The following is a 12,312-nucleotide window of genomic DNA, read 5'->3' as shown; positions in this document are numbered from 1 at the left end:
ACCCCGAATATCTCACGAGCTAAGGGATTTAGAAAGATGGACGGCACGCCCCGACCGCCCGCCACCCCGGCACAGGCACTGTCGGCGATGGACCACCTCATCGCCGCCCACGTGATCGGACAGCAGGAGCTGGCCCGGCGGCTGGGACTGAACGTCACCGACCTCACCTGTTTCGCCTTCGTCCTGGAGGCGGGCGAGAACCTGCTCACGGCCGGCGACCTCGCGGCCCGCGCCCACGTGACCACGGGCGCGGTGACCGGAATCCTCAACCGCCTCGAACGCGCCGGCTACGTCACCCGCCGCCCCGACCCCGCGGACCGCCGCCGGGTGCGCGTGGCCGCCGTACCGGCCGCGGTGACCCGGGTCGAGGCGGTGTACGTGGGCCACTACGAACGCCTCACGGCCCTGTTCGCCGACTACTCCGCCGAGGAGCTGGCGGTCATCACGGACTGGTTCACCCGCGCGACGGCGCTGGCCCACGAGTACCTGGAGAAGCTGAACAGGAACGACCCGGAAGAGAAGTGCTGAGACGCGCGTCGCCCTGATTCCGGTCATGACGAAGGCCCCGGATCTCTCCGGGGCCTTCGTCTCAAGCGATGCTGATCAGCGGACGTCGACGTAGTCGTAGGCGTCGGCGACGGACGAGGTGCTGTTGCCCGCGTAGTGGAAGCGCCAGGTGCCGTCCGCGGAGGCGGTGACCGTGGTCTTCAGGTAGCCGCTGGAGTTGCTCGTGACGGTCTTGACCGTGCTGTAGGTGCTGCTGCCGGCCTTCTTGAACTGGAGCTGGACGGGCTGGCTGCCGTAGCCGTAGTACTTGTCGTAGGTCCAGCTCACGCGGTTCAGGGTGCCGGTGACGGTGATGGTCTTGCCCTTGGAGACGGGCTCCGGGGAGGCGTTGAAGCCGCTGAAGCTGCTGGCGCGCTTGATCCAGTGGTTCTTGTAGAAGTCGTCCGAGTACGAGTCCCCGTCGTTGGCGAACGCGTCGACCTTGACGTTCCACTTGCCGTTGAGCGAGCTGTCCCACAGCCCGTCGAACTCGCCCGGATTGGCCGCGATGGTGAACTTGCAGGTGGCGGCGGTCGCGCTCCAGTAGTCGCAGCTCTCGGCGCCGTTCTCGTTCCAGAGGAAGCCGTCGAAGTCGCCGCCTTCCAGGTCGGTGCCGTGCCACAGGGCGACGTCCACGCCGTACTGGTCGTGGTCGATGCCCGACGGGTCGGTCACCGTCACGTAGACGTTGAACGACTTCGGCGACTTACCGACGACGACGTCCTTGTTGCCGTTGACGGTGACCTTGGTCACCTGAATGTCGCCGTCCACCTTGGCGGCGGGCGACGCGGCGAAGGACTGCGGCTTGCTCAGCGCCTGGTGGGCGCTCTTGAACTGCTCGGCCTTGGCGGCAGCCGGGTTGTCCACGGCGTGCGCGGCCGGGACGGCCAGGGCGGTCAGGGCCGCGGCACCGGAGAGAGCCGCGGCGGCCAGGCTGGCACGAATGCGCATGTATGTTCCCCAAGTGAGGAATGGGGCCTCGGTGAGGTGGGGGACTCACGGGCCCGACGGGTCTGAGGAGTCTGGCGACTCCTACCCAAGACTTACGGGTCGCGCGAACGGTTGTACGGAACATGGAAATTTTCCGAACAAGGTTCGTCACCCCGGTGACGTGCAACTTTCGAACCGCCTTGCGGGTCTCCTCCGCGTCCGTTCCGTACGCACTTCAGGAGACCCGCCATGCGCAGACGCAGCAGCCTGGCCTTGGCCACCGCGATCCTCGCCACGCTTGTCGGCGGACCGCTCGCCGCCTCGGCGACGGCCGCCGCTCCCCGGGTGGAGAACGACTTCAACGGCGACGGATACAGCGATGTCGCCGTCTCCGCACCCGGCGCCGAGGTCTCCGGGCACGGCGGTGCCGGCGCGGTCGCGGCGTTCTACGGCTCCCCGGCCGGCCCTTCCCTGGAGGGCCGCACGATCCTCAGCCAGGACTCGCCCGGGGCGGCGGGTGCCGCCGAGGACACCGACCTGTTCGGTGCGGCCACCGCGCCCGGCGACTTCAACTCCGACGGGTACACGGACCTGGCGGTCGGCACGCCGAAGGAGGACACCGACGCCGGGGCCGACTCCGGGGCCGTGCACATTTTCTGGGGCTCCCCGCAGGGCCTGACCGGCGGTGTCAGCGTGCCCAACCCCGCTCCCGGCCGGCAGGCGCGGTTCGGCGCCTCGCTCGCCGCGGGCGACTTCGACGGCGACGGCAGGACGGACCTGGCGGTCGGCTCGGCCTCGGCCACCCTGCGGGTCTTCTCCCAGGGCATCGCCGCGAACGGCACACCCGGCCGGAAGGCGGCAGTCCCCCTCCCCCTCCACACCGGCGTCTCCGCCGGCATCCTCAACCTCACGGCGGGCAGGGTCGACAAGGACGGCCGCACCGACCTCGTGGTCGACGGCCAGAGCCGGAACGTCTCGGGCGGCAAGCACCACAACGTGAACTACTACCTCCCCGGCGCCTCCGGCGGTTTCAGGGCGTCCAGCGCCAAACTGCTCCCCGGTGGCGTCAGCGGCGCGATCGGCGACCTGAACGGCGACGGCTACGGCGACATCGTCACCGGTGTGTGGTGGGCCGCCGCCGGACCCAAGAAGCTGGCCGCCGGCAAGGTGATCATCAACTACGGCTCGCAGAGCGGCCCCTCGGGACACACCCAGAGCATCGACCAGAGCACCGGCGCGATCCCGGGCGACCCGGAGAGTCTGGAGCGCTTCGGCGACGCCGTCTCGGTCGGGGACGTCGACGGCGACGGCAGGAAGGACCTCGCGATCGGCACCCCGCGCGAGAGTTTCGCCTTCACGTCCCAGACCTTCAAGGACGTCGGCACGGTCATCGTCCTGTGCGGCACCGCGAAGGGCGTCGACACCTCCTCCGTACAGAACCTGCACCACCTCGTCCCGGGCATGCCGGGCGTCAACCAGCTGGGCGCCCGCTTCGGCGGCGACGTGCTGCTGTCCGACCTCAACGGGGACAAGAAGGCCGACCTGACGGTCGGCTCCCGCTACGCGAACGCGGGCAAGGGCATGGTCACCACGCTGCCGTCGAACAGCGGCACGCTCGTCGTCCAGGGGGCCTTCCACACCGACGGCTACGCCGCCGGGCTCTCCTGGAACGGCTACCCGCAGTTCGGCGGCGGACTGCACAACTCCCGCATCACGTCGACGATCTCCCACTCCGGAGACCAGTAGCCACGAGGTTCAGCCACAGCTGCAACCCGCAGAGACAGCGGCCGGTTCGGCGGGCCTGGTGGCACAGCAGCCGTCGTCGGTGGCGTCGAGGCCGGCACTCTTGCCGAGGGTGTCGGCGTCGGCCTTCACCACGTAGACCTCCCACGGCTCCTTGCCGGGGCCGTGCACCCAGACCTTGTCCTGGAGGGCGTAGCAGCAGGAGGTGTCGTTCTCCTCGAAGGCGGCCAGGCCGGCGTCCTTGAGCCGGGTGGTGGCAGCGTTGACCTGGTCGGTGGACTCGACCTCGACACCGAGGTGGTCGAGGCGGGTCTCCTGGCCGGGCTCGCCCTCGATCAGGACGAGCTTGAGCGGGGGCTCGGCGATGGCGAAGTGGGCGTAGCCCTCGCGCCGCTTTGCCGGTTCGGTGCCGAAGAGCTTCGAGTAGAAGGTGATCGACGCTTCGAGGTCACTGACGCGCAGGGCGAGCTGGGCACGGGACATGACACGACTCCCATCTGCTTGCATTGATGCCTGTCGATACAGAGCTTGCGCCTTGGATCGAGAATCGTCAACATAGAAGAATGTCGAAGCAAGAGCTTGTGGTTCTCGGCCAGGACGAAGAGGCCGCTGCCTGCTGTCCGGGACTGCTGACCGCGCCTCTGGACGACGTCCAGGCGGCCGAGCTGGCGAAGCTGTTCAAGGCGCTGGGCGATCCGGTCCGGCTGCGCCTGCTGTCCATGATCGCTTCGCGGGCGGGCGGCGAGGTCTGCGTGTGCGACCTGACCCCGGCCTTCGACCTGTCCCAGCCGACGATCTCGCACCACCTGAAGCTGCTTCGGCAGGCGGGTCTGATCGACTGCGAGCGCAGGGGCACGTGGGTCTACTACTGGGTGCTTCCCGGCACCCTGGACCGGCTGTCCGCGTTCCTGGCGACCACGCAGAAGACGGAGACGACCGCGTGAGCGCCTCGCTCGGGCGCCGGGCCCTCGCCGAAGCCGTGGGGTCGGCCGCCCTGGTCGCCGTGGTGGTCGGCTCCGGAATCCAGGCCACGGAACTGACCGACGACGTCGGCGTGCAGCTGCTGGCCAACGCGCTGGCCACCGTTTTCGGCCTGGGCGTGCTCATCGCGCTGTTCGGTCCGGTCTCCGGCGCGCACTTCAACCCCGTCGTCACACTCGCGGCCTGGTACACCGGCCGCCGCACCCCCGACGGGCTGCCCCTTCGGGACGTAGCCGCGTACGTCCCCGCGCAGGCAACCGGAGCGATCGGCGGCGCCGCCCTGGCCGACGCCATGTTCGCCGAGCCCCTGGTGCAGTGGTCCACCCATGACCGCTCCGCCGCTCACCTGTGGCTCGGCGAACTGGTCGCGACCGCCGGACTCGTCCTGCTGATCTTCGGGCTCGGACGCACCGGCCGGGCCCACTTCGCGCCGGTGGCCGTGGCGTCCTACATCGGCGCGGCCTACTGGTTCACGTCCTCCACGTCGTTCGCCAACCCGGCCGTCACCATCGGCCGCGCCTTCACCGACACGTTCGCCGGCATCGCGCCGGCATCGGTCGGCCCGTTCATCGCAGCGCAGATCGCCGGTGCCGTACTCGGCCTGGGCCTTGTGGCCGCCGTCTTCGCCCGCCCCGCGTCAGCGCAGTCCGGCGCTGTCCCCACCCAGGGCGAACCCGCACTCGCCGCTCCCTCCGGCTCCTGACCCGCCACGCCCAGAAAGACACCCCCATGACCACTCCCGCCGAGCGCCCCTCCGTCCTGTTCGTCTGCATCCACAACGCCGGACGCTCACAGATGGCCGCCGCCTTCCTCACCCACCTGGCGGGTGACCGCGTCGAGGTCCGCTCCGCCGGCTCGGCACCTGCCGACACGGTCAACCCCGCCGTCGTGGAAGCCATGGCGGAGGTGGACATCGACATCTCGACCGAGGTTCCCAAGGTGCTCACCGTGGAAGCCGTACAGGCCTCCGACGTCGTCATCACCATGGGCTGCGGCGACACCTGCCCCGTCTTCCCCGGCAAGCGTTACCTCGACTGGCAGCTCCCCGACCCGGCCGGACAGGGAGTCGCAGCCGTCCGCCCGATCCGCGACGAGATCGAAATGCGCATCCGGGGCCTGCTCGACGAGATCGCCCCGGCAGGACAAGCGTGACTGTGCCAACCGGTGTGCGCGGCGTCGCGAGGGGATCGGAGCCGCCTTCCCGCACCAACTCACCCACGGCACAACCCTGTCCGGCAAGTCCACACACCTGCGGCACCTGATCGCCGGACTCGCACCTCAGCCGGTTGCTCTCGTCGGCCACCGTAGACCGACTGCGCCGCCTGATGATCGCGAACAGGACAGCCGGCGGGAGCTGCATCGCCGACCGTGGTCGCGCGGACGATCACCCAGGGCGACCTGGACTGGCTGCGCCAGCACGTCCTGGAACCCCTGAACAAGGTCATCGAGAAGTCGGCCGACGCCCACAGCTCCACCACCTTCGTCAACCTCTACGACTCCTCCCGGCACCACAGCGTCTGTGACGCCGGCCCGTGGGTCGAGGGCATCTTCGACCACGACGACCGGCCGGCCGTCGTACACCCCAACGCCCGCGGCCACCGCAACGCCGCCGACCACGTGGCATCGGCGATCCTGAACGCCATCGCCCCGAACTGACCCGCAGAAGGCAAAGCCGGAGGCCCCGTGGATTGCTCCACAGGGCCTCCGGTCTTTGGTGGAGGACTGTGCAGCGTGGCAACGGATACGTAAACTCGTCACAAGGGCACCTGATCCGAGGGTGTGGTGCACATGAACCACTTCCAGAATCTGGTGGGGCCGCTTGAGCATGTGACCACCACCTATCGTTCGGCGCGGCCACGGCCTGCGCGCAAGGTGTCGGTCACGCAGAGAGCCGACCAACTCGCCGCATGGGTCGCTCTCAGCCTGGATGAGCCATCGGCCCTCAAGAACCTGCAGGATGAAGCCGCAGAACTGCGCGACGCCCCTGAGCTGTCCGCTGTACTTCCGCGGATCGCCGAGGGAGCAATGACTCTCATCGGTGCCGAGTTTGGGAACATCCAGTTTTTGAACCCACTCGACGACTCGTTGGTCCTGGTCACCCAGTCTGGTTTCGACGAGGAGTTCCTCGACCACTTCGCGGTGGTCCATGACAACCGCTCGGTCTGCGGACGGGCCGCCTGGCAGGGCGCCCAGGCAGTCACGCCCGACGTCCGCGAGGACCCGGCCTTCACCCCGCACCAGAAGATTTTCCGTGCCGCAGGGGTGCGCTCGGTTCAGTCAACGCCGCTGGTCGATCGCGCCGGGCGGCTGGTCGGGATGATCTCGACTCACGCGTCGCAGCCCGGCCGGCCGGCCGATCAAGACCTCCGGACCATGGAGCTCTACGGGCAGCTCGCCGGGGAGGCCATCGCACGGCACCTGGCCGGCCGAGGTGTCGACGGTCATTCGGCCCGCCTGCCGCACAACGGCACCGCCCTCCACCAGCGCACGGCACTCCCGGAGGGGGCCGAGATCACGAACGGGGTGACCCACTGGGTGTACCGGGTGGACGAACCGTACGGTTCCGTGGGGTGGCGCGTATACGGAGCCCACCCCGCCCAGTGGCGCGGCAGGATCACCACCAACAGCCCCGACGAGGACGCGGAGTACGTCGCATCCCTTGTCGCCCGCGAGCTGAGGGCCGACTGGGACATACGTGGACTCCGCAGCAAGAGGCTCGTTCACGTGCACGTCTGGCGCGGCTGGGAGGGCACCCCCCAGAGCGCAGCCTTCACCATGGAGCTCGACCTCAGCGGAGACCGACGTCCGGCCGTCGACGCTGTGTAGGAGCGGGATACCCGCCCACGGGTCCGTCCACAGACAGATTGCTGTTCGCCCCTGAAACGCAAGAAGCCCCGGATCTCTCCGGGGCTTCTTACCTGTGTGCACTCGGCAGGATTCGAACCTGCAACCTTCTGATCCGTAGGCGCGTGCACCATCCTGACGGGACGCTCGTGTGCTGGATTCTTGGTGGCCTCCCTGGCCCCTCGGCCAGCGAGCCGTGCGCCACTGTGCGCGGTTGTACGCCTCTGTTGATGTCAGTTACTGATGTCAGGCAATGGGGCCCGGAGCTGGCGTTTCGTCTGTAAAGCCGTGGTCTGCCGGACGCGTTGGACGCTGAGCGAGCCAACCCGATACGCGAGGCCCGCCGTTCACTGCCACCCCCTCAAGGACTGTTCGAACGTGTTCGAACCCTTGCCGAAGGTAGTACGTCTGGAGCCCCTCGTTTGTCGTCCACGCATCCAGACGGAGCCACTTGGCTCCCGCCCGGTAGGCCCGATCCCCCGCCCAATCGAGCAGGCGCCCGCCGACGTTCGCGCCGGCATGCGTCCGCGCAACGGTGAGCTTGTTGATGAACAGAGATGGCTCCGAGAGTTCCTGCTCTGTCCAGAGCCCTGCCTCTGCATCAGGAGTCAGGGTGATGGTCGCGACCGTCGCATCACCGTCCACAGCCATGAAGACAATCCCTGCCTCGATCGTCTCCAGCAGCTTGTCAGCGGGGTAGGGGCGTCGCCACTGGTCGGTACCGAGACGAGAAAGCCAGGCTGCGGCCTCCTCGCGGAAGGCCAGCAGCCTGAAGACGTCGTCTGGGTGGGCTGGGATGATTCTCACTGAGGCTCGTTCTCGCTTCGGCCGGCTAGGTCGCCGATCTCGTAGTTCATCCGGTTGAGGTCACCCCGGAAGGTGGTGATGGTGCACCGGATGGACCGATCCTCGGAGTACCCGGTACGCGTCCAAAGCAGTACCGGAACTCCAGCGCCGATCTCCAACAAGCGCGCCTCCTCCGGTGTCGGCATCCGCGCGGCGATCTCGTCGAAGTACCCGATCTGCTCAATGCCCTGAGTTGCTAGGTACCGCGTGGTTCCCTCTTCGATGTCTCCTGGCTCGGCAAGTCGCGGTGACGCGTCTACCAGCCACGATGGATAGTAGGTGGCTTGCGTGGACCAAGGAACGTCGTCCACATAGCGATGACAAAACCGCAATACCGCCTTCGTACCCGTCGCGATGTTCAGACGCTTAGCGATCTCCTCCGGCGCCGGCAGCATCTCGACTCGGAACGTCTGATGCGGCCGTCGACCCGCGTTGGTGACGTCGGTGTTGTACGAGTCCCCGTTCTGCGGGAAGTTCAGATTCTCGAATCGGGACGCATTGAGTTCGAACACCTCGTGCGACTTGACCTCGTAGCCGAGCCCCTGGCTGGACGTCAGCAATCCTTCGCTGACCAGCAGGCTCAGTCCGTTGCGGACGGTGTTCCGCGACGCGTCGAATCGCTGCTGTAGGTCGTTCTCGGAGGGCAGCCGCGACCCCGGCGGGAACGTGCCGTTGTCGATCTCGCGGCGCAGGGCATCGGCGACTTGCCGGTACTTCGGCTGCTTGTTCATGCCCTCATCATGACGCACTCGCGCAACTTGTTGGTACATGTAGGCCAACCCCCTTGACGACTCACTGTCCGTGGGTGCAGCATCACTGCATCAGCTTGTACCAACAAGCTGAGCAGGTGGCACAACACCTTCAAGCGTGCCTGCCTGCACTGACAGTGCCCGGAGGAAAGCCCCGCAGGGGTGAGTACGAAGGAAGCGCCCGCTGGTTGAGAACTCAACAGAGTGTCGAAGTAAGACAACCGCCCCATCGCTGTGCGTGAGAGGGCGGGCGCGTGCGGGGTCGCCCTGCGCGCGGAACAGCACAACCGACCCCGCAGCGGTTCTGCGGGCCGGTTGCCTCCGCTGCTCGTCTCGCACGAGCGGCGCTGAGGGGAGCCGGATCTACCGACTTCAACGGCGTGAGCCCCCGGTGCGCGAACACCGGGGGCTCTGTTCGGGCCGTTCCAGAGCTAAGGAGTCACGACCCATGGAGCACATCGTCACAGTTCAGGACGCTGTTACCGCGTTCGCGGAGTGGATGGAACCGACGGATGCGGAGCTGGACGCCATCGAGGCGGAGATGCCCGCGATCCTCGCGGACGTCGAGGAGCTGGACGTTCGGATCGCGCTGCTGGACCGGGCGCCGTCCGAGCTGGACCAGCGGCGCGCTCGCCGTGGCCGGCACCGGGTGCTGGCCGCCCGCGTGGTGATCGCCAACCGCGCCTCCGAGGTGGCGTGATGGCGAAGGAGTACCGGGCCCTGTTGTCCCAGGGCCAGGCCGGGTGGCGGTTGTACGTCATGGTGCGGGGTGCCGGCGTGCCGTGGCCCGAGCACGGGTTCGGGCCGGGTGAGCAGGTGCCGACGTTCACGGAACGCGCGGAGGCGCTCACGGGCCTCGGGTTCGTGCAGGCGCCGGGTGCTGAGTGGGAGTGGACGGAGTTCAGCGCGGACCCTGATGACCCTGCCTCGCCGGTGTGGCTGCTCGCCTCCACGTGGGTGGATTCACGGGCGGAGGTGGGCGCGTGAACGCTGTTCAGATCCGTTCAGCCGAGCGCGCGCTGTCGGTGGGTACGTGGCTGATCGTGTGCGGCGCGATGCTGTTCTCGATCCTGACCGTCACCCCGCTCATGGCCGCGCACACCGCCGATGAGTGGGACTGGACGGCACCGATTCTGCCGCTGGTGGTGGATGCCGCGGTGGTCATCGTGGTCCGCCTCGATTCCGTCCTCGCCCGTCTGGGCGGGCACGGCGGCAGGTGGCCGGTGGTGCTGCGGTGGATGACCGGCGCCATGACCCTGGCCCTGAACACGGCCGACTCCGCACTGAAGAAGGACCTGGTCGGCGTCGCCGTGCACGCGGTAGCACCGCTCCTGCTGATCGTCACCGCAGAGACCGGCCTTGCATACCGCCGCGCCATCACGGCCGCCGTGACGGCGCTGGAAGCGCGGCAGCGGGCCGAGCGGGAAGCAGCCGAGCAGGCCGCCCGCGACCGCGAGGAGGCCACCCGGCAGCAGGCCCGCGAAGAGCGCGAGCACACGGCGATGTTGGCGCGTGAACAGCGTGAGCACGAAGCGAGCTTGGCCCGTGAGTCGGCGGAGCGTGAGGAGCGCCGGCGGCGCGAGGAGCGCGAGCAGCAGGCCACCCGGGAGGCAGTCGATCGGGCTGAGCGTGAACGCCGTGAACGCGAGCGTGAACAGCGCGAGCAAGAGCGTGAACGCGTTCAGCAGGAGGCCACCGAACGAGCCGCCCGGGAGCACCGCGAGCGTGAGGAAGCCCGCGCGCGTGAACAGCGGGAGCGGGAAGATGCGGCGGAGCGTGAACGCGCCGAACTCCTTGAGCGTGGCCCGGCAGCCGGGAAGCTGCCCGAGGACGAAGCCCGCCGGATCGTGACCGCCGCGTTCCTCGGAGGAATGCCGGTGCGGGCCGCGGCCGAGCTGTGCGGCTGGTCGGTGGGGTGGGTGTCCGCCCGCTACGCCGAACACCGCGACCCCGGCTCGGGCGGGGCTGAGCTGGCAATCGCGAGCCGCTGATGGCCGCGGTCCCGGTCTACCCCTGGCGGCTGGCCCCTGAGGGGTTGGCCACCGTTCGCCAGCTGCGCGCGCTCGGGCTGCGGCCTGGCGGGCAGGACGTGGCGGCTCAGGTGGAACGTCCGCGGCGCCGCCGCGGCCCGCTGGTCGCCTACCTGTACTCGATCGAGCAGGCCAAGCCTGTCCGGCCCATGACGCCCGCGAAGTGGCAGGCGCTGGCCAAGGCCAACGCTGCACGCCGCCAGTGCCCGCAGTGCCGGCGGGATGCCGGGTACGTCATCCCGCTTTCGATCGGCATGTGTGCCACCTGCGAGTTCTCCGAGGAACAGCGCGTCGCCTGACCCCTTGTTGGCAGGCCCGGCCAACCGCCTCCTACAGCCCTGGCCGGGCCCTACTCCGAGAAGGAGTGCACTCAGCATGACGGATCTGAGCACAGAGCCGGTAGCCCTCCAGGCTGCCCCGATACCGCCCTCCCCGCCGCCCGAGACTGCACCCGCTCCGGCGCAGGCCACCGACAGTGTGGAGCACACGCCCGGTGGCTGGCCGGTCGTTCCGCTTGCCCTGTCCGGGGCGAACACGACCGTGGGCATGGTCGCCGCCGCTTCTCTGGCGGGCGGTCCCGTCGCCGCGGTGGCCGCGGCCACCGGCGCCGCGGTCCTCGGGACCGTGGCCGCCGTCCGTTCCCGCAGGTCGAACCCTCGCCGTGAAGCCCGGCGAGCCGTAGCGCGTGCTGCTGGCCGTACGGCTGCTCGGACGGCGGGCCTACGCAGCGCAGGGACAGCCGGTCGGGCGGGCGGCCGCTCGCCCGCCGCCTCCCGGCCAGGGGGCGCCACTGGCCGGTCGGGGCGGGTGCCGGGCCAGAGGCTCGGAGCTGGCCCGGCTACCCGCCACGCTGGCACGGCACCAGGCGAAAACACGCGAAACCGTGCCGGGCGCAGCGCTACGAAGCCCACCACCGGAGCAACCGGCAAGACGCCCGGCCGGGTCGGGCAGGTCAAGGCGCTGCGTGCGGCGCAGCAGGCCGCGGCCGGCTCGCGGGCCGGACAGCGAGCACAGACCACCGCGGCTCGCCGCGCGATCGCCGATGCCCGCCGCAACGCCAAAACCAGCGGCGGTGCCGGACTCACCAGCCGTGCCGGACGGCGCAGCCTGGCAGGCCGCACGCTCGGAGCAGCGGCACGCAAAGCTCGCGGCATACGGGATGCGGCGATCGCCAAGAGCCGCGCCGCACGTGACCGCAAAACCGCCGCCACAGTTGCTGCCCAGCGCGGCGCGGTCCGTAAGGCGCCCGCGCGGCGGGCTGCCCGTAAGGCGCTGCGCAGGTCCTCGGCCCGCTTCCAGGGCCGCAGGCTGCTCGCCGCCCTGCTCTCCTTGCCCGCCGGTGTCCTCGGCTGCCTGACCACACCGATCGGGCGCAAGTTCGACATCCCCGGGCTGATGAACCTGGGCCGCCGCCTCTACTGGCGAATGATCCGAGCGGCGACCGCGCAGCGCACCGGCAGGGATGCGGCGATCCGCCAGCAGCTCGGCCAGCAGGAGGCCGCGGCGGACGCCGAAGCAGCCCAGGACGCCACCGAAGGCATCGGCGACCACGTCCAGCGGCCCGCCGCACAGATCCCCACCACACCCACCATCCCCACCACTTCGCAGGTCAGTGAAGGAGTGCACGTGTCCGGTTTCCGCTT

16 protein-coding genes and 1 pseudogene are annotated in these 12,312 nt (G+C 69.2%); 13 read left to right on the top strand and 4 right to left on the bottom strand.

What is annotated here, in order from left to right:
• Positions 1–36 precede the first annotated feature (36 nt).
• Positions 37–528 (top strand): helix-turn-helix domain-containing protein, encoded by a 492-nt coding sequence (locus ABZ471_RS35350; protein WP_359072347.1) that lies wholly within the window; start codon positions 37–39, stop codon positions 526–528.
• 75 nt (positions 529–603) lie between these two features.
• Here the strand turns inward: ABZ471_RS35350 and ABZ471_RS35345 are convergent, their stop codons facing one another.
• Positions 604–1,497, bottom strand: coding sequence for a calcium-binding protein (locus ABZ471_RS35345; protein WP_359072346.1), 894 nt, complete (start codon positions 1,495–1,497; stop codon positions 604–606).
• A 228-nt stretch (positions 1,498–1,725) separates the two neighbouring features.
• Here ABZ471_RS35345 and ABZ471_RS35340 point away from each other — a divergent pair, with 228 nt between their 5' ends.
• Positions 1,726–3,222 carry an FG-GAP and VCBS repeat-containing protein gene (locus ABZ471_RS35340; RefSeq protein WP_359072344.1) on the top strand — a complete coding sequence of 499 codons (1,497 nt, stop codon included), beginning with the start codon at positions 1,726–1,728 and terminating at the stop codon, positions 3,220–3,222.
• Positions 3,223–3,231: 9 nt separating this feature from the next.
• Here ABZ471_RS35340 and ABZ471_RS35335 read toward each other — a convergent pair whose 3' ends face one another.
• Positions 3,232–3,702, bottom strand: a complete 471-nt coding sequence (locus tag ABZ471_RS35335; protein WP_359072342.1) for an ArsI/CadI family heavy metal resistance metalloenzyme — start codon at positions 3,700–3,702, stop codon at positions 3,232–3,234.
• A gap of 80 nt (positions 3,703–3,782) precedes the next feature.
• Between ABZ471_RS35335 and ABZ471_RS35330 the strand changes: the two genes are divergently transcribed.
• The 6 genes and pseudogenes from ABZ471_RS35330 to ABZ471_RS35305 all read left to right on the top strand — a co-directional run bounded on the left by ABZ471_RS35330 (position 3,783) and on the right by ABZ471_RS35305 (position 7,026).
• A complete protein-coding gene (locus ABZ471_RS35330) occupies positions 3,783–4,163 on the top strand; it encodes a metalloregulator ArsR/SmtB family transcription factor (protein WP_359072340.1) in 381 nt (126 codons plus the stop codon).
• Positions 4,160–4,903 carry an MIP/aquaporin family protein gene (locus tag ABZ471_RS35325; RefSeq protein ID WP_359072337.1) on the top strand — a complete coding sequence of 248 codons (744 nt, stop codon included), beginning with the start codon at positions 4,160–4,162 and terminating at the stop codon, positions 4,901–4,903. The genes ABZ471_RS35330 and ABZ471_RS35325 overlap by 4 nt, the downstream gene beginning before the upstream one ends.
• Positions 4,904–4,929: 26 nt before the next feature.
• The gene (locus ABZ471_RS35320) at positions 4,930–5,352 is read left to right on the top strand and encodes an arsenate reductase ArsC (protein ID WP_359072335.1); all 423 of its coding nucleotides are present in this window, start codon (positions 4,930–4,932) and stop codon (positions 5,350–5,352) included.
• Between the two features lie 43 nt (positions 5,353–5,395).
• Positions 5,396–5,500, top strand: a pseudogene (locus ABZ471_RS35315) (FtsK/SpoIIIE domain-containing protein); the annotation flags it as partial.
• 68 nt (positions 5,501–5,568) lie between these two features.
• Positions 5,569–5,856, top strand: a complete 288-nt coding sequence (locus ABZ471_RS35310) for a hypothetical protein (protein ID WP_359072333.1) — start codon at positions 5,569–5,571, stop codon at positions 5,854–5,856.
• Between the two features lie 132 nt (positions 5,857–5,988).
• Entirely contained in the window at positions 5,989–7,026 is a 1,038-nt protein-coding gene (locus tag ABZ471_RS35305) for a GAF domain-containing protein (protein WP_359072331.1), read from the top strand.
• A 264-nt stretch (positions 7,027–7,290) separates the two neighbouring features.
• Here the strand turns inward: ABZ471_RS35305 and ABZ471_RS35300 are convergent, their stop codons facing one another.
• Together ABZ471_RS35300 and ABZ471_RS35295 are read right to left on the bottom strand one after the other, a co-directional pair.
• Positions 7,291–7,851 (bottom strand): GNAT family N-acetyltransferase, encoded by a 561-nt coding sequence (locus ABZ471_RS35300; RefSeq protein ID WP_359072330.1) that lies wholly within the window; start codon positions 7,849–7,851, stop codon positions 7,291–7,293.
• Positions 7,848–8,621, bottom strand: a complete 774-nt coding sequence (locus tag ABZ471_RS35295) for a GntR family transcriptional regulator (RefSeq protein ID WP_359072328.1) — start codon at positions 8,619–8,621, stop codon at positions 7,848–7,850. The genes ABZ471_RS35300 and ABZ471_RS35295 overlap by 4 nt, the downstream gene beginning before the upstream one ends.
• Before the next feature lie 466 nt (positions 8,622–9,087).
• Here ABZ471_RS35295 and ABZ471_RS35290 point away from each other — a divergent pair, with 466 nt between their 5' ends.
• The 5 genes from ABZ471_RS35290 to ABZ471_RS35270 all read left to right on the top strand — a co-directional run.
• Positions 9,088–9,339: a DUF6284 family protein gene (locus ABZ471_RS35290; protein ID WP_359072326.1), complete on the top strand. Its 252-nt coding sequence runs from the start codon at positions 9,088–9,090 to the stop codon at positions 9,337–9,339.
• On the top strand, positions 9,339–9,626 hold the full coding sequence (locus tag ABZ471_RS35285; protein WP_359072324.1) for a DUF6303 family protein: 288 nt from the start codon (positions 9,339–9,341) through the stop codon (positions 9,624–9,626). Before ABZ471_RS35290 ends, ABZ471_RS35285 begins: the two co-directional genes overlap by 1 nt.
• Positions 9,623–10,630 (top strand): DUF2637 domain-containing protein, encoded by a 1,008-nt coding sequence (locus ABZ471_RS35280; protein WP_359072323.1) that lies wholly within the window; start codon positions 9,623–9,625, stop codon positions 10,628–10,630. Before ABZ471_RS35285 ends, ABZ471_RS35280 begins: the two co-directional genes overlap by 4 nt.
• Positions 10,630–10,968, top strand: a complete 339-nt coding sequence (locus ABZ471_RS35275) for an RRQRL motif-containing zinc-binding protein (protein ID WP_359072322.1) — start codon at positions 10,630–10,632, stop codon at positions 10,966–10,968. Before ABZ471_RS35280 ends, ABZ471_RS35275 begins: the two co-directional genes overlap by 1 nt.
• A 76-nt stretch (positions 10,969–11,044) precedes the next feature.
• The coding region (locus ABZ471_RS35270; protein ID WP_359072321.1) for a hypothetical protein at positions 11,045–12,312 on the top strand (1,268 nt) is incomplete at its 3' end.

Origin of the sequence: Streptomyces sp. NPDC005728, assembly GCF_040630895.1 — a bacterium.
GTDB lineage: Bacteria > Actinomycetota > Actinomycetes > Streptomycetales > Streptomycetaceae > Streptomyces.
The sequence above is the reverse complement of the archived record's forward strand: the minus strand, read 5'-3'. Positions and strand labels throughout refer to the sequence as shown.